The sequence below is a fragment of the Enterobacter cloacae complex sp. ECL414 genome, from assembly GCF_021869685.1.
Classification (GTDB): Bacteria; Pseudomonadota; Gammaproteobacteria; order Enterobacterales; family Enterobacteriaceae; genus Enterobacter; species Enterobacter kobei.
Window position 1 is genome coordinate 3,836,383 of sequence record NZ_CP091481.1, and the last position, 16,757, is coordinate 3,853,139.

A 16,757-nucleotide genomic window follows, 5' to 3' on the forward strand; every position below is an offset into this window, starting at 1 on the left:
GGGCGTGGAGGATGCGCCAGAGATGTAAAAGATGTGTATAGGGTTTTATCCGAACTGGTGCCCTCTCACCACAGGGAGAGGGAGTAAGAGGATTAGCGGCCGCCGCGAATCAGGCCACCCATACCGCGTCGTTCCATAAACGCCGCCACCTGGTGCCGTACCTCCGCGGACAGCTGCGCTTCAAGACTGCGCTCAGCCAGCTCGCGAGCATCATTGATGTCGATATGTCGCAACAAATACTTCACGCGTGCGACGGCACGGCCGTTCATCGACAGGTGGCGATACCCCAGACCAATCAGGATCGCGACGCACATTGAATCCCCGGCCATTTCGCCGCACAGGCGTAAATCAATGCCGTACTGCTCCGCCTCACGGGCAATCATCGCTAACGCGCGAATGATCGCCGGATGCAGACTGTCGTAGATACTGGCGACGCGGGTGTTGTTACGATCGACGGCCAGAATATATTGCGTCAGGTCGTTCGTACCGACAGAGATAAAATCAACGCGGTTAGCCAGCTGCGGCAACATAAAGACCATCGATGGCACTTCGAGCATGACACCGATCCGTGGTTTAGGGATCGCATAGCCAATCATCTCTTCCACTTCCCGGCCAGCACGTTCGATCAGGCGCCGCGCTTCGTCGATCTCATCAATACTGGTCACCATCGGCAGTAAGATGCTGAGATTCCCCGTCGCCGCGTTGGCGCGCAGCATGGCGCGCACCTGGATCAGAAAGATCTCCGGCTGATCGAGCGTAATACGGATCCCGCGCCAGCCCAGGCATGGGTTCTCTTCGCTGATCGGCATATACGGCAGCTGTTTATCCGCCCCGACATCCAGGGTACGCAGGGTGACGGGCTTGTCGTTAAACATCTGCAACATGCCCTGATACTGCGCCACCTGCTCCTCTTCGGAGGGGAAACCACTTTGCAACATAAACGGGATTTCAGTGCGGTATAAACCGATGCCGTCGATGCGGCTGCCAAGCTTCTCCTCGTGTTCCGGGCTTAAGCCCGCGTTGAGCATGACTTTGATCCGCTCTCCGCTTTTGAGTTGCGCAGGCAGGTTAACGTCATCTTCCGCCAGCTTGCTTAATTCATTCTCTTCGCTGATGAGACGCTGATATTCCTGAAGCAGAACCGGCTCAGGATCGACCAGCAGTTCACCGCGGTAACCATCAACCACCAGCGTGCGTCGGTGCAGTACCGACGGCTGGATATCCGCCCCCATAACGGTAGGAATACCCAGCGCACGTACCATAATGGCGGCATGTGAGTTGGCGGCACCATCGCGCACCACGACGCCGGCCAGCCGGTCCTGAGGCAGTTCAGCCAGCGTGGTTGCCGAGAGTTCATCGGCAACCAGGACAAACCGTTTTGGCCAGGCATTTGGCCCCTGAATGGTGTCATCCAGATGGAACAGCAGACGTTGGCCCAGCGCGCGTAAATCTCCGGCGCGCTCCTTCAGATAACCGTCAGTTAATACAGCAAACTGTTCAGCAAACTTTTCGATAACCTTTTTAACGGCCCATTCTGCTACCGAACCTTTATCCACCTCGGCAAAAAGCTCACGACGCAAACGCGCGTCTGAGAGCAGGTGTGAATAGAGGTCAAAGATAGCCGCCGTCTCTTTTTGCGCACCCGCCGCAAAGCGTTTGCTGTAGCGACGAAATTCATTCGCCGCCTCTTCCAGGGCTGCGGTAAGACGCTCGCGCTCCAGCGCTTCATCAAGCGTGGAGGCTTCGTACACCTGCTCCATTAACGGCAGCGTGGCGTCCATCCAGCCTTCAGCAATCGCCACGCCTGGCGAGGCCGGAAGAGCACGGATACGCGTATGACGATACTGACCAAAAAGCGCAGCAAGCTGAGACTGTGAGAGGATCGCCGCCATCTGTGTGGCCAGCGTAACGAGGAATGACTCTTCGCTTTCATCGTACTGACGCAGCTCACGCTGCTGGACGACCAGAACGCCGAGCAGCTGACGACGCTGGATAATTGGCACACCAAGGAAAGCGCGGAAGCGCTCTTCTTTTACGGAAGGAATGTATTTAAAACTGGGGTGTTTTTGCGCATCGGCAAGGTTGATGGGTTCCGCCAGCCGTCCAACCAGACCGACAATCCCTTCATCAAATGCGAGCGTTACGGTTCGTCCCCGTGGTTTTTTCAAACCACGGGTCGCCATCAGGTAATAGCAGCGCCGATCGTGGTCGGCCAGATACACCGAACAGACCTCGGTCTCCATCGCAAGACAGATGTCAGTAACCAGAATATTCAACGCCTCGTTCAGACGCGGAGCACTGGCCACCTTCTCGACTATTTCTCGCAAGCGGGTGAGCATGATTTGCGTAGCTTAACCTCTTTTACGTCGCCAGGCAGGTGCGCTTTGCGGCTTAGGCGGGATCTCCTGAAGCTGCATAACCACACTTGCAAACTCTTTCATCACCCTACGGTAAACATCGCGTTTAAATGACACGACCTGACGAACAGGATACCAATAGCTTACCCAGCGCCAGCCATCGAACTCCGGCGTACTGCTGGTTTGCATATTGATGTCTGAATCGTTGCCCACCAACTGCAGAAGAAACCACTTCTGTTTCTGGCCGATACAAACCGGCTTTGTGTCCCAACGCACCAAACGTTTCGGTAACTTGTAACGCAACCAGTTGCGGGTCGAGGCCAGGATGCGAACATCTTTACGGCTTAAACCGACCTCTTCAAAAAGCTCCCGGTACATCGCTTGTTCTGGGGACTCTCCCGGATTGATCCCACCTTGCGGGAACTGCCAGGAGTGCTGACCATATCGCCTTGCCCACATGACCTGGCCCTGACGATTACAAATTACTATTCCTACGTTCGGGCGGTAGCCATCGTCATCAATCACCGGACTACCCCAATCTAAACCTTATATATGAATGATTGTTTCACACTACAGGGAGGCGGTAAACCACTCTCTTACAGGCCTGCAACCTAATAACATTTGAATAACTCACAAATAAGGGCAGAGTTATAAACAGAAGTGCAGCTGCGAAGGGAATTTTATTCACCTTTTCTGTGGATATAGTTGTGAAGAAGTGTCTGATTACCCATGAACAACCTGAATCACCGTCAGGCTCCCTCTTTTAATGAAATTATATAAAATTATTATTTTCATGCAGTTAAGTACGAAACCATCAACAAAAAAGAGAATAGCGTGACGATCATCACACCAGGGATCATCGTGCTGATGAAAGATCGAACAGCGTCGGTTTTATCCACAGATTGTGCCAATAAGTTAAACACAATTTGTCTGAAATTTGGATTTTCGTCGCACGTCAAGGCTGTAAATTGAAACAGTAGTCAGGGTTATGCCCAGTTATCCCACTTTTCTGTGGATAACATGGTGTAAGATCCTGTTTATTGTCAGTGACCAGATTTGAACAACCCATTTTACGTTTCAGATCTGGTGCTAAATTTTCGATAAAAAAACCTATAAATCATAGGCATGGAATATTGGTACAGAAAAAGTTAAACTCTATCCACAAGGGACAATTTCTTCGTTTATTTTTTAATCAAAAGGTTACCTTCATGCATCCGCTTACCCCCTTGCTCACACCGCCGTCAAGCGAGCGTCAGTTGCTGCAGCAGGCTCAGCGTCTGGCGGGTTTCTCGCTGGGCGAACTGGCGGCGATGGCAGGGCTTCCGATCCCGAAGGATCTGAAACGAGATAAAGGCTGGATCGGCATGCTGCTGGAACTGTGGCTGGGTGCCAGCGCCGGGAGCAAACCAGAGCAAGATTTTGCCGCCCTTGGCGTAGAGTTAAAAACCATTCCCATCGACAGCCAGGGCAAGCCTCTGGAGACCACGTTTGTCTGCGTTGCGCCTTTAACCGGTAACACCGGCGTGACGTGGGAGACCAGCCACGTGCGCCATAAGCTGAAGCGCGTGCTGTGGGTTCCGGTTGAAGGTGAACGTCAGATCCCACTGGCTGAGCGTCGCGTTGGCGCGCCACTGCTCTGGAGCCCGGATGAAGAGGAAGAGCATCAGCTGCGTCTGGACTGGGAAGAGCTGATGGACATGATCGTGCTCGGGCAGGTGGAGCGCATCACCGCCCGACACGGAGAAGTGTTACAGCTGCGCCCAAAGGCGGCTAACAGCAAAGCGCTGACCGAGGCGATCGGCGCAATGGGCGAGCCGATACTGACGTTGCCGCGCGGTTTTTATCTCAAAAAGAATTTCACCGGCGCACTGCTTGCTCGTCATTTCTTACTAAAAACATAGATTTTTACTTATTTTGCGAGCTAACAAACATAATCGCCTGGTTTTTAAGATTTTACTGCTTCTCCCTGTTTTCATAACGGGTTAATACTACACTATGATTTGATACGAGCCAGATGAGGACGATAACGATGAAAAAATGGGCGGTGTTAATTTCAGCAGTCGGGTTGGCGTTTGCTGTATCGGGCTGTAGCAGCGATTACGTTATGGCGACAAAAGATGGCCGGATGATCCTGACCGACGGCAAACCCGAAGTCGACGACGATACCGGTCTGGTCAGCTACCACGACCAGGCAGGCAATAAAATGCAGATCAATCGCGACGAAGTTTCGCAAATTATTGAGCGATAACAGTCAGAGGTCAGTAGCGTACTGGCCTTTTTGATTTTTTTCTTCCCCTTTTGCTTCCCCTCTGCCATGTTTATATTCCTTTGTCGGGAGGTTCCTGACGCGGTCTACATGTCTATTGAAGGAAGCCGGCTATGCATTATCACCGTATCCCCCACAGCGCTCTGGAGATAAGTCAACTGGGGTTGGGCACGATGACATTTGGTGAACAAAACAGCGAAGCCGATGCCCATGCACAACTCGATTATGCCGTCAGCCAGGGCATTAACCTGATTGATGTCGCAGAGATGTACCCTGTGCCGCCACGCCCTGAAACCCAGGGACTTACCGAAACCTACGTCGGTAACTGGCTGGCAAAACGCGGCAACCGTGAAAAGCTGGTTATCGCCTCGAAAGTCAGCGGCCCCTCGCGCAATAACGATGCCGGGATCCGCCCAAACCAAATCCTCGATCGCAAAAATATCCGCGCCGCGCTGGATGCCAGCCTGAAGCGCCTGCAAACCGACTATCTTGATCTGTACCAGGTCCACTGGCCACAGCGTCCAACCAATTGTTTCGGTAAGCTCGGCTACAGCTGGAATGAGAGTGCTCCCGCCGTTACGCTGCTGGAAACGCTGGAAGCGCTGACCGAATGCCAGCGCGCGGGGAAAATCCGCTATATTGGCGTGTCTAACGAAACGGCCTTTGGCGTGATGCGCTATCTGCACCTGGCGGATAAACACGATCTGCCGCGCATCGTCACCATTCAAAACCCCTACAGCCTGCTTAACCGCAGCTACGAAGTTGGCCTGGCGGAAGTGACACAATATGAAGAGGTGGAACTGCTCGCCTATTCCTGCCTCGGTTTTGGCACGCTGACGGGGAAATACCTGAACGGCGCAAAACCGGCCGGGGCGCGTAATACCCTCTTTAGCCGCTTTACCCGCTACAGCGGCGAGCAGACACAGAAAGCCGTTGCGGCCTATGTGGATATCGCAAAGCGTCACGGTCTTGACCCCGCACAGATGGCGCTGGCCTTCGTGCGCCGTCAGCCGTTTGTGGCCAGTACTCTGCTGGGGGCTACCACTCTGGAACAGCTGAAAACCAATATTGAGAGTTTCCATCTGGACCTGAGTGAAGAGGTGTTAGCGGAGATTGAAGCGGTGCATCAGGTTTATACGTATCCTGCACCGTAATAAATGCAAAACGGCAACGCACGTTGCCGTTTTTAGTGTTCGCCCCCTCTCCCTGGGAGAGGGCCGGGGTGAGGGCATCAGACCGCATAAATCAACGGCGACGTTGCCAAAGCCATAATGCGGCAATCGCCAGCGCAAACAGCGCACCAAACCCGACGCCAATTCCCACCACTGGCACACCGACTTTCACCGCCAGCGAGTAGAGCCCGAGCATTAACAGCATCGCCAGGTTTTCACCCAGATTTTGCACCGCAATGGCATTTCCCGCCCCAACAGTCTGCTTGCCGCGCTCCTGCAGTAACGCGTTGAGCGGTACCACGAAGAAACCACCCAGAATACCAATCAGGATCAGCAGAACATAAGCAGGCAATAACGCATGCTGTAGCGAGAAAAGGAGCACCACGACGCCAATCAGGATCCCCGCAGGCATGCAGCGTGCCACCGTTTCGAGCGTCACCAGCTTCGCCGCCGCGCCCGCGCCAACAACAATGCCAATCGCCACCATCGCGTTAAGATAGGTCGGCGTCGCATTGTCGGTAATGCCCAGCGCCACCGGCACCCACAGCACCAGCAGGAAGCGCAGCGTGACGCCTGCACCCCAGAACATACTGGTGCCCATCAGAGAGAAACGTGTTTCACCGTTACGCCACAGCACGCGGCAGGCATTAAAGAAACTGCCGGTCATCGGTTTGAAGCGCCAGGATTGTCCCGGACGGGCTACCGGCAGCTTCGGAATGTACAGGTTAGCCACGACCGCACCGCCATACACCACCGCACAAACGCCCAGCGCCGCCAGGACATGCCAGTCGGCCAGTACACCGCCCGCGACGGAGCCGAGCAGGATAGCGGCGATAGTAGACGACTCCATCAGGCCGTTGGCTTTCACCAGCTTATCACCCGTGGTCAGCTCTCCGAGGATGCCATATTTCGCCGGTGAGTAGGCGGCAGCACCAATGCCCACCAGCGTGTAGCCAATAAACGGATTGAAACCAAAGCAAATGCTGGCGGCCCCCAGCAGCTTCAGACCGTTAGCAAACATCATCACCCGGCCTTTCGGGAAACTGTCCGCCACCTGCCCCACAAACGGCGCGAAGATAATGTAAGCGCCCACAAACACCATCTGCAGGATCGGCTGGCTCCAGTCAGGGTAAAACTCGGCCTTCAGCAGCGCCAGGGTGGCAAACAACAGCGCGTTATCGCCGAACGCAGAGAGAAACTGCGCGGCAATCACTGCCATCATGCCTTTAGACCTAAGCGATGTGTTAGTGTGCACTGACTCACGCATTTTGCTGTTCCGCCTCTTCAACCATGCCTTTCAGGGTCACAAAGTCAGGCTTACCGCTACCCAGTACCGGAAGGTGTTTCAGGTAACGAATATCGCGCGGTACCGCCAGCTCGGGAATGCCATGCTCACGCGCATGGCTAAGTAACCTGTCGCGCTTCAGCTCACTGTCGGTGGTAAACAGGACCAGCGCCTCGCCTTTGCTGGCATCACTCTTCACCACCGTCGCGTGCATCTTATCCGCGGACACCGCCGTCGCCAGCTGTTCAACCATCTCCAGAGAGACCATTTCACCGGCGATTTTGGCGAAGCGTTTTGCGCGCCCCTGAATCTGCACAAAGCCCTGCTCGTCGAAGCGAACGATATCACCGGTGTCGTACCAGCCGGTTTCGACCTCACCGTTCACGTTTTCCGCGGTTGGCGCTTCCAGCACGCCCGGGTTTTCCACACGCAGGTAACCGTTCATCACGTTTGGTCCTTTCAGCTGCAGGCGGCCACCGTCCTCAATGCCCGGTACCGCCAGCAGACGCGCGTCCATTCCCGGCAGAATTCGGCCAACCGTACCCGGCTTCGCCGCCATCGGCACGTTGATGGAGACGACGGGTGCGCACTCCGTAACGCCATAGCCTTCAAGAATGCGCAGGCCAAACTTGTCCTGCCAGATCTGACGCGTGCTCTCCTGCAGTTTTTCCGCCCCCGCCACCACATACCGCACACGATAGAAATCATATGGATTAGCGAAACGCGCATAGTTGCCCAGGAAGGTTGAGGTCCCAAACAGGACGGTGCAGTTACGGTCATACACCAGCTCCGGCACAATGCGGTAATGCAGCGGGCTGGGATAGAGGAACACTTCTGCGCCGGTCAGCAGCGGCGTAAACAGCCCCACCGTCAGACCAAAGGAGTGGAACAGCGGCAGCGCAGACATAAAACGGTCACTGGCGGTAAAGTCAGCAATGCTTTTGATCTGTTCAACGTTCGCGAGAATACTCTTGTGGCTGTGAACGACGCCTTTCGGGTTGCCTTCCGAACCGGAGGTAAAGAGGATAATCGCGTCATCTTCCGGCTGCTGTTTAACCTGTGCCAGATGGGGCATCAGCAGGTGAGCGAAAATCCACAGCTTGTCGCCCGTCGTCACGTCCGCCTTCAGATCTTCCAGGAAGACCCAGCGAACCTGAGTCAGCTGCTCCGGCAGATGCCACAGCTTGCCTTTATCCAGGAACTGGCGAGAGGTAAAAACGGTGTTGATTTGGGCCGCAGTGATGGCACTGGTCAGCCCTTTTACACCCGCCGTGTAGTTCATCATTGCCGGAATACGGCCGCGGGACACCGCACCAAAAATCACCGCTGCGCTGATGCCCGCGTTAGGCAGCATCAGGCCAATCTTTTCACCCTTCTTACTGTATTTTTCAAGAATGCGGCCCACAAACAGGGTCTTGGTCAGCAGTTTGCGATATGTGTCAGGCGTGAAATTGATGTCTTCAATACAGTTTTTCCTGGCACCATAGCGATACTGTGCCGAAAGCAGAGATTCATACAGCGTTTCGCGCGGACGAACGGCCATTCGCGCTTCCATCATAATCTGGTGCAGCATTTCTCCGGCAATTTTACGGCGATCGCGGGCACGCGGTGCATCGGGCATCGGTAACGACGTTGGCGGCAGAATATGCAGGGTAATTTTTGGGAACAGACGCTGCTTCACCAGCCCTTTCAGGCGGCTGAAGTGGCTCAGCTCTGCGCCTTCGATACGCAGTGGCACCACGGTCGCTTTTGACTTCGCCGCGACAAATCCCGCGCCGTCATAGATTTTCATTAGCGAGCCGGTCACTGAAATGCGCCCTTCCGGGAAAATGACCACCGGACGCCCCTGCTCAACCAGACGTACCAGATGTTTAATCATCATCGGTTTGGTGGGGTCGAGCGGCACGAAGTCAATCAGCGGCGTGAGCCAGCGCATATACCACTGCTGGCTGATGGAGGTATACACCGCAAACACCGGACGCACGGGCAAAAACAGCGCCAGCAGGATGCCATCGATAAAGGAAACATGATTTGGTGTGATGAGAACGCGTTCGCCGCGAAGCGCCTGGGCATCGCCAGTGACGCGGATGCGAAAAAGAATACGGAAAAGTGTACGGAAGAACCCAAATAGCATCTCAACTCCCTTTGCCAGACAGTGTGGAGGGTTGACAGTAAATGGTGGCAGATTACACGAGAAGTGGTATGGGAGCGACAGCAAAAGTGGAGGCAAAAAAAAACCTGCGCATCCGCGCAGGTTGGTGCAAGAGATGAGTACGAAAACGTACTAAGAATTCTCACCAATCAATACCTCTGGGATCTTGATTGTGGCCGTTGCCCCTGCGCTTCGCCAGCAGGAAAACGCAAAGGAATGAGCCGAAGTGCAACCAGGTGTGAATATTCTCTTTTGCTGTTACAGGTTGAACTATCAGGCAAAAAAAACCTGCGTAAAAACGCAGGCTGGTGTAAGTCGTGTTAATCAACCGGAGTTGATTCCACCTATCAATACCTCTGGGATCTCGACTCTATCAACCTCTTTAACGTCATCGCCACCGGACAATCGCAACAGCCTGAGGCAAAGTGTAACCAAAGGTTCAGATTCACCGTCTTCTGACATGACTGCACGTGTAACGATTACACGATCAGGGGTGTTCTGCGTCACGTTTGTAGTGAGGGGAAATCGGTGCCCCTTGAATGCACGCCACTTTTCCGCAACACTATTTGGTGTGTAAACGCTTACCCCTAATAAGAAGGTTATAAATGGCGACAATAAAGGATGTGGCTCGTCTGGCCGGTGTTTCGGTTGCCACCGTCTCCCGCGTGATTAATGATTCCCCCAAAGCCAGCGACGCATCACGCCAGGCGGTACAAAGCGCCATGGAAACCCTGAACTACCACCCCAACGCCAATGCTCGCGCGCTCGCCCAGCAGTCCACTGAAACCATTGGTCTGGTGGTGGGTGATGTCTCCGACCCCTTTTTCGGCGCCATGGTGAAGGCGGTTGAACAGGTCTCTTATCAGACGGGTAACTTTTTACTGATCGGCAATGGCTATCATAATGAGCAAAAAGAGCGCCAGGCGATCGAACAGCTGATCCGCCACCGCTGCGCAGCGCTGGTGGTTCACGCCAAAATGATCCCGGATGCCGAACTGATCCACCTGATGAAGCAGATGCCCGGCATGGTCATCATCAACCGCATTATTCCTGGATTTGAAAAACGCTGCGTGGCTCTCGACGACCGCTACGGCGCCTGGCTTGCGACCCGTCATCTGATTCAACAGGGACATACGCGGATTGGCTATCTTTGTTCCAACCACCCTATTTCTGACGCAGAAGATCGTCTTCAGGGCTACTACGATGCCCTGCGCGAAAACGGTCTGCCCTGTAATGACCGTCTGGTGGCCTATGGTGAACCGGACGAGAGCGGTGGCGAACAGGCTATGACGGAACTGCTGGGCCGCGGACGGAACTTCACGGCAGTGGCCAGCTATAACGACTCGATGGCCGCTGGCGCAATGGGGGTATTGAATGATAACGGGATTGAGGTCCCGGCAGAAATCTCGCTGATTGGCTTTGATGATGTGCTGGTCTCTCGCTATGTGCGCCCGCGCCTGACCACCGTGCGTTACCCTATCATCACGATGGCCACACAGGCTGCCGAGCTGGCGTTAGCGCTGGCCGAGCAACGCCAGCCACCGGAAATTACCCATCTCTTCAGCCCAACCTTAGTGCGCCGTCACTCCGTTGCGTCGCCTGCTGAAGCGCAAAGCGAATAACGGTACAGATGTACCGTTTTATCGGGATACTCCAGCCCATCGCCAATGTACTGCCAGCCGTAACGTTCATAGAAGTCACGGCAGGCAGACCAGAGATGGAGTTCGTCGTATCCGGCCTGTGCGGCAAAGGCGATAACGTGTTGCTGTAACTTACCTGCCAGTCCCTTACCGCGCGCCGCCTCATCAACGTAGAGCGCCGCCAGCCACGGACAGAGATCCTGTCGGGTAATCAAATCGCAGCGCCAGAGGCCCACCGTGCCGAGAAGCTGTTGGTCTTCTAAAGCGATAAACGTCAACGGCAGTGCCCCCGGCGCCTGGCTGTGCTCAACGATGCTGTGGAAAAATGCCCGTGGGAGCCCCTCGCCAAACGCCTGCCATATCCAGTCGGTAACCTGCTCCGCATACTGCGGGGCTTCATAAAGCGGGAGGATGACACTCTTTTTCACGTTTCACCTGGGTGTTCTTATTAATGGGCTAGCCTGACGCCTCCAGCCCGGTCTGTCGATTATTTTACCAGAGTCAGACTATTACGTTTTACTTCTGAGGGGCCAGGCGAATCGTTACCAAAAAGCGTGATCGTGGCAGAAGTTTTGCCCTTCCCGCATCGCTTATACGCCGTCAGGTCTGTGTTAAACTGCAGGGCATTACGTGGAAGCAGGAATGTAGAATGGCAACAATGCTGGATGTCTCACTGCGTGCGGGCGTGTCGAAGGCTACCGTCTCGCGCGTGCTGAACGGCACGGGTCAGGTTAAAGAGAGTACGCGTCAGCAGGTCTTTGCTGCGATGGAAGAGCTGGGCTACCGCCCCAACTTTCTCGCGCGCTCACTGGCTAACCAGACCAGCAACAGCATTGGTCTGGTCGTCTCCACCTTCGACGGCTTTTATTTTGGGCGCCTTCTGCAGCAGGCGTCGCGGCAGACCGAAACCCACGGCAAACAGCTGATCGTCACCGACGGTCACGACGCGCCGGAACAGGAAGAACAGGCAGTGCAAATGCTGGCCGATCGTCAGTGTGATGCCATCGTGCTTTACACGCGCTATATGAGCGAAAAGGCGATCATCAAACTGATGAATACCGTGCAAACGCCGCTGGTGGTCATCAACCGTGAAGTCAGTCAGGCTCCGGATCGCTGCGTGTTCTTCGAACAGCAGGATGCCGCATTTAAAGCAGTGGATTACCTGATCAATCAGGGTCACCGGGAGGTCGCCTGTATTACCGTCCCTATCCACACGCCCACGGGTAAAGCGCGGCTGATGGGCTATCGCAAAGCGCTGGAAAAGCACGGTATTCGCCTGGACGAGCGTCGAATTAAGTACGGTGATGCCGGAATGACGAGAGGCTATGAACTGTGCAAGGAGCTGATTGCCGACGGCGTGCCGTTTAGCGCCCTGTTTGCCTGTAACGATGATATGGCACTGGGTGCGTCCAAAGCATTGCACCAGGCAGGACTCAAGATCCCGCAGGATATCTCCCTGTTCGGTTTTGACGATGCCCCAAGCGCGAAGTGGCTGGAGCCTGCGCTTTCATCGGTTTATCTGCCAATAGATAACATGATTATTACGGCCATCGATCAGGCGATCCGGCTGGCAAAAAACCAGCCGGTCGATGCGATCCCGCCGTTTACCGGCACGCTGGTATTACGCGATTCGGTCACCACCGGGCCGTACTTTACTCAGATGAGTTCTAAAGCCAGCAGTTCCTGAATGGTCTGACGACGACGAATCAACTGCGCTTTGCCGTTATCAAACAGTACTTCCGGCAGCAGCGGGCGACTGTTGTAGTTCGAGGACATCGACGCCCCGTACGCCCCGGTGTCGTGCAGCACCAGGTAATCGCCCGGCTTCACCTCTGGCAGCGCGCGGGTTTCCACTTTTCCACCTTCCTGCTGAGTGAATACGTCCCCCGATTCACACAGCGGGCCTGCGACAACCGTCTCGCGGCGCGGCGCATGCGTTAAATCGCGGCCATCAGCGGCCAGCGCGGTAATGTGATGATAGCTGCCGTACATCGATGGGCGCATCAGGTCGTTAAAGCCCGCGTCAATCAATACGAAGTGGCGGGAGCCCATCTCTTTGACGCTGCGGACCTGCGCCACCAGCACACCGGCTTCGGCCACCAGGAAACGACCCGGCTCAATTTCCAGCTTCACGGCATGACCGAGATGGGCGGCGATTTGGTCACGCGCGGCGCTCCACAGGCCGTAATAGTGATCGGTGTCGATCGCCTCCTCTCCTTCGCGGTAAGGAATGGAAAGCCCGCCCCCGGCAGAGATCGCCTCAAGATCCTGGCCAAAATCGACAACCTGGCGCACCATCGCTCCGCAAACCTGCTCCAGATGGCCGTAATCCACGCCAGAGCCAATGTGCATGTGAATACCCACCAGCTTCAGGTTGTAACGCTGCAACACGTCAAGCGCGGCAGGCATGTCGGCATACCAGATGCCGTGCTTGCTGTTTTCGCCGCCGGTGTTCGTTTTTTGGCTATGACCGTGACCGAAACCCGGATTCACACGCAGCCAGACGCGATGACCTGGCGAAACCTGACCCAGCTGCTCCAGCATATCCACCGAACCGGCATTTACCGGCACCTGCAGTTCATGCACGCGCGCCAGCGTGGCATCGTCAATCAGATCCGCAGTAAAGACAATCGCGTCTGGATCGGTTTTCGGATCAAATCCGGCCGCCAGCGCACGTTCGATTTCACCCAGCGAGACAGAGTCAACCTTGACCCCCTGCTCACGCATCAGGCGCAGGATGTGAATATTGGAGCAGGCCTTCTGGGCAAAACGCACCACGTCAAACTGATGCAGGGCCGCGATCTTCTCGCGAACGATCTGCGCGTCGTAGACCCATACCGGGCAACCAAACTCGGCGGGCAGGCGCAGCAGATTTTCGGCATTTAAATCGGTATCAGCTTTATTGAGCGGGCGTGGCATGGTCTTCTCCGGATAAATTCATTTTTCATGATTACGCCACAGCGGAAGGAGAATAAAAAATATCGTTTTATCGTGAGTCTATGCAAAAATGATATGGACAGTTCTCTGCTTTCAGGTGCCCTATGCCCGCTGTGAATTTACGCCATATAGAGATTTTTCACGCTGTGATGACCACCGGCAATCTCACCGAAGCCGCGCAGATGCTGCATACGTCGCAGCCGACGGTCAGCCGCGAGCTGGCGCGCTTCGAAAAGGTACTGGAACTGAAACTGTTCGAGCGCACCCGGGGAAGACTTCACCCGACGGTGCAGGGGTTGCGCCTGTTTGAGGAAGTCCAGCGCTCCTGGTACGGGCTGGACAGAATTGTCAGTGCGGCGGAAAGTCTGCGCGAGTTTCGTCAGGGCGAGCTGTCGATTGTCTGTCTTCCGGTTTTCTCTCAGTCTTTTTTACCGACCCTGCTTCAGCCTTTTCTGGCCCGCTATCCGGAGGTCAATCTCACCATCGTGCCGCAGGAGTCCCCCCTGCTTGAAGAGTGGCTTTCAGCACAGCGTCATGATTTGGGTCTGACCGAAACGCTCTCCACGCCTGCGGGAACGGCACGCACGGAGTTACTTTCTTTAGATGAAGTGTGCGTTTTGCCCGCCGGGCACCGGCTCGCCGGTAAGACAGTGATTGCACCAGAGGATTTCCACGGGGAGAACTATATTAGCCTGTCGCAAACCGACAGCTACCGGCAGCTGCTGGATACGCTTTTTGCTGAGCATCAGGTGAAACGGCGGATGGTAGTGGAAACGCACAGCGCGGCGTCAATATGTGCAATGGTGCGGGCGGGCGTCGGCGTCGCGGTCGTTAACCCGCTCACGGCGCTGGATTATGCCGGGAGCGATATCGTGATTCGCCCGTTTAGCCTATCCGTTCCGTTCACCGTGAGCCTGATCCGCCCGCTACACCGTCCGGCCTCCGCGCTGGTGGACACATTCACCGAACACTTAATGGAGCACGCCCGCCAGGTGGCGCTTCGCTTACCTGAACGGCAAAACCCATTATGAGAGCATAAACTCCACGGCATCGGCGGCGTGAATGGCGGCGGTATCAAAGACCGGGACCGGGCTTCGCTCTGCAGGCACCAGCAGGCCGATCTCCGTGCAGCCGAAGATCACCCCTTCAGCCCCCTGCTGCGCCAGCTTTTCAATCACGCTGACGTAATACGCCCGGGAAGGCTCGCTGAAGGTACCCAGGCACAGTTCTTCGAAGATAATCTGATTGAGGCGCGCCCGGTCTTTCTCATGCGGTATCAAGCTTTCGATGCCGAACTCGCTGTGCAAACGCCCGCGATAGAAATCCTGCTCCATGGTGTAGCGCGTGCCGAGCAATGCCACGCGCGACATCCCCGACGAGCGAATAGCACGTCCTGTAGCATCGGCGATGTGCAGGAATGGCAGCGAACAGCGTGCTTCAATGTGCGATGCGACTTTGTGCATCGTATTGGTACACAGCAGAATGCCCTGCGCCCCCGCACGCTCCAGCCCCAGCGCGGCATCCGCCAGTATTTCACCGGCTTTATCCCACTCTCCGCTCGACTGACAGGCTTCAATTTCATGGAAATCAACGCTGTGCAGCAGCAGACTCGCAGAATGCAGTCCGCCCAGACGCTGCTTTACCCCTTCGTTAATCAGGCGGTAATAAGGGATTGTCGATTCCCAGCTCATCCCACCTATCAGGCCGATCGTTTTCATTATCTCTCCTTATCTCTGGTATCTCTTTTAACACAACCGACGCCCATAAAAAAAGGCGCTGTATTCAGCGCCTTTTTAAACCCTGCGTTTATTGTGTCAACGGCTCTGACAGCGGATGACGGGAGAGCATCGCTTCACGCAGCAACACGCTACCGCAGGCAAAGAGCCCGCCCAGGAGTGCCGCCAGAATTACAATCAGAGGTTTGCCCGGACCGTCTTTTTTCACCGGCAAAGACGGAGAAAGCTGATACCTGAAGGGTTCAAGCTTAACGTCTGCAAAGGAGAGATTTTTCAGCTGCGCCAGATAGTATTCCCGGTTCTGGAAGTCCGCGTTCAGCTCCGTCACGTCTTTGAGATTTTTTTCAATCTGCAGCTTTTGCGCGATTCCGTCGGCACCGAGCGCAACGGAGTAATCCGGGTCATCTTTTACCGCCTGCCCGCTGCTGTAGACTGGCTTCTTAATGCCCGCGGCATTCGCCACTTCCAGCGAATAATTCAGCCGCTGCAGGTTAGTATTGTGAATATTGGTCAGGCGAACACGGTCTAGCCTCAGCTGCTGCTCTACCTCATTCGTCCTCAGGGCGATCTGGTTACGGATATTTTGCACTGTCTCTTTTTCAACAACCGCCGCGATATAATTGATATACCCCTCCAGTACGGTTTGCGCATCACTGGCTTTCGGTGCCGTGAAGCTCAGTGTCCAGGAGACATAAGGCACTTTATCCGCATCTTTTACCTGCGCGTCATTCACCGCTTTCATTCTTTCCGCAATATTGACGACCGCACGGTGCAGTTCAAGCGCGTCAACCTCAACCTCTTCAAGCTGTGACATGACGTAAGGGGAAGAGGTCAAATACTCTTTGAGCAATGACTGCGACTGGAATTTTTTGATAAACAGGTCAAAGATTTCCGAACGTGTCACCTGCGCCTTCACGTCAAGAACCTGCAGCGCAACCATCATCTGGCGCAGCGGGTTCCACTGCGTCTGCTCTGCCGGGGTGATCACCGCTTTACTGGTCCATTTTTGCGGCAACAGAAACGCAATAGCCAGGCCTGCCAGCGCAAAGATAAAGACGATGGTGACGATGCGTTTTTTCGCGGCCAGCAGAACATCTAACAGACCCAGAAGGTCGATCTCTTTTGGAGAGATTGCGGGGGTAGCATATGAAGGAAAATCGAGATCCGTATTTTTTTTGAAATCCATTGCTGACATAGCCGTTCTTCTATTGC

The 16,757-nt window shown here is 55.0% G+C and carries 14 protein-coding genes and 1 pseudogene; 7 read left to right on the forward strand and 8 right to left on the reverse strand.

The window, feature by feature from the left end:
- Positions 1–92 precede the first annotated feature (92 nt).
- Both ptsP and rppH read right to left on the reverse strand, forming a co-directional pair.
- Positions 93–2,339 (reverse strand): phosphoenolpyruvate--protein phosphotransferase, encoded by a 2,247-nt coding sequence (ptsP, locus tag L3068_RS18440; protein WP_014885083.1) that lies wholly within the window; start codon positions 2,337–2,339, stop codon positions 93–95.
- A gap of 12 nt (positions 2,340–2,351) precedes the next feature.
- The gene (rppH, locus tag L3068_RS18445) at positions 2,352–2,882 is read right to left on the reverse strand and encodes an RNA pyrophosphohydrolase (protein ID WP_013098553.1); all 531 of its coding nucleotides are present in this window, start codon (positions 2,880–2,882) and stop codon (positions 2,352–2,354) included.
- A gap of 463 nt (positions 2,883–3,345) precedes the next feature.
- Here rppH and L3068_RS18450 point away from each other — a divergent pair.
- From L3068_RS18450 to L3068_RS18465, 4 genes and pseudogenes are all read left to right on the forward strand, one after another.
- A pseudogene (locus L3068_RS18450) lies at positions 3,346–3,411 on the forward strand (hypothetical protein); the annotation flags it as partial.
- Between the two features lie 154 nt (positions 3,412–3,565).
- Positions 3,566–4,258, forward strand: coding sequence for a DNA mismatch repair endonuclease MutH (mutH, locus tag L3068_RS18455; RefSeq protein WP_014885084.1), 693 nt, complete (start codon positions 3,566–3,568; stop codon positions 4,256–4,258).
- A 128-nt stretch (positions 4,259–4,386) separates the two neighbouring features.
- Positions 4,387–4,605, forward strand: a complete 219-nt coding sequence (locus L3068_RS18460) for a YgdI/YgdR family lipoprotein (RefSeq protein ID WP_014885085.1) — start codon at positions 4,387–4,389, stop codon at positions 4,603–4,605.
- 131 nt (positions 4,606–4,736) lie between these two features.
- Positions 4,737–5,777, forward strand: coding sequence for an NADP(H)-dependent aldo-keto reductase (locus L3068_RS18465; protein WP_014885086.1), 1,041 nt, complete (start codon positions 4,737–4,739; stop codon positions 5,775–5,777).
- 91 nt (positions 5,778–5,868) lie between these two features.
- Here L3068_RS18465 and lplT read toward each other — a convergent pair whose 3' ends face one another.
- Both lplT and aas read right to left on the reverse strand, forming a co-directional pair.
- The gene (gene lplT, locus L3068_RS18470) at positions 5,869–7,062 is read right to left on the reverse strand and encodes a lysophospholipid transporter LplT (RefSeq protein WP_117581027.1); all 1,194 of its coding nucleotides are present in this window, start codon (positions 7,060–7,062) and stop codon (positions 5,869–5,871) included.
- Positions 7,055–9,214, reverse strand: a complete 2,160-nt coding sequence (aas, locus tag L3068_RS18475) for a bifunctional acyl-ACP--phospholipid O-acyltransferase/long-chain-fatty-acid--ACP ligase (protein WP_023331223.1) — start codon at positions 9,212–9,214, stop codon at positions 7,055–7,057. Before aas ends, lplT begins: the two co-directional genes overlap by 8 nt.
- Before the next feature lie 623 nt (positions 9,215–9,837).
- Between aas and galR the strand changes: the two genes are divergently transcribed.
- Positions 9,838–10,854, forward strand: a complete 1,017-nt coding sequence (gene galR, locus L3068_RS18480; protein WP_014885089.1) for an HTH-type transcriptional regulator GalR — start codon at positions 9,838–9,840, stop codon at positions 10,852–10,854.
- On the opposite strand, the gene L3068_RS18485 is transcribed toward galR, so the two are convergent.
- Positions 10,815–11,300 (reverse strand): GNAT family N-acetyltransferase, encoded by a 486-nt coding sequence (locus tag L3068_RS18485; RefSeq protein ID WP_014885090.1) that lies wholly within the window; start codon positions 11,298–11,300, stop codon positions 10,815–10,817. The genes galR and L3068_RS18485 overlap by 40 nt on opposite strands.
- 221 nt (positions 11,301–11,521) lie before the next feature.
- Between L3068_RS18485 and L3068_RS18490 the strand changes: the two genes are divergently transcribed.
- Entirely contained in the window at positions 11,522–12,559 is a 1,038-nt protein-coding gene (locus tag L3068_RS18490; RefSeq protein WP_117581029.1) for a LacI family DNA-binding transcriptional regulator, read from the forward strand.
- Here the strand turns inward: L3068_RS18490 and lysA are convergent.
- Positions 12,529–13,791: a diaminopimelate decarboxylase gene (gene lysA / locus L3068_RS18495; RefSeq protein ID WP_117581030.1), complete on the reverse strand. Its 1,263-nt coding sequence runs from the start codon at positions 13,789–13,791 to the stop codon at positions 12,529–12,531. The genes L3068_RS18490 and lysA overlap by 31 nt on opposite strands.
- A 122-nt stretch (positions 13,792–13,913) precedes the next feature.
- Between lysA and L3068_RS18500 the strand changes: the two genes are divergently transcribed.
- Complete coding sequence (locus L3068_RS18500; RefSeq protein WP_014885093.1) at positions 13,914–14,840, forward strand: LysR family transcriptional regulator; 927 nt, start codon at positions 13,914–13,916, stop codon at positions 14,838–14,840.
- On the opposite strand, the gene L3068_RS18505 is transcribed toward L3068_RS18500, so the two are convergent.
- Entirely contained in the window at positions 14,835–15,527 is a 693-nt protein-coding gene (locus L3068_RS18505; RefSeq protein WP_117581032.1) for an aspartate/glutamate racemase, read from the reverse strand. The genes L3068_RS18500 and L3068_RS18505 overlap by 6 nt on opposite strands.
- Before the next feature lie 88 nt (positions 15,528–15,615).
- Positions 15,616–16,740 (reverse strand): LPS O-antigen length regulator Wzz(fepE), encoded by a 1,125-nt coding sequence (gene wzz(fepE) / locus L3068_RS18510; protein WP_023337715.1) that lies wholly within the window; start codon positions 16,738–16,740, stop codon positions 15,616–15,618.
- Between the last annotated feature and the right edge of the window lie 17 nt (positions 16,741–16,757).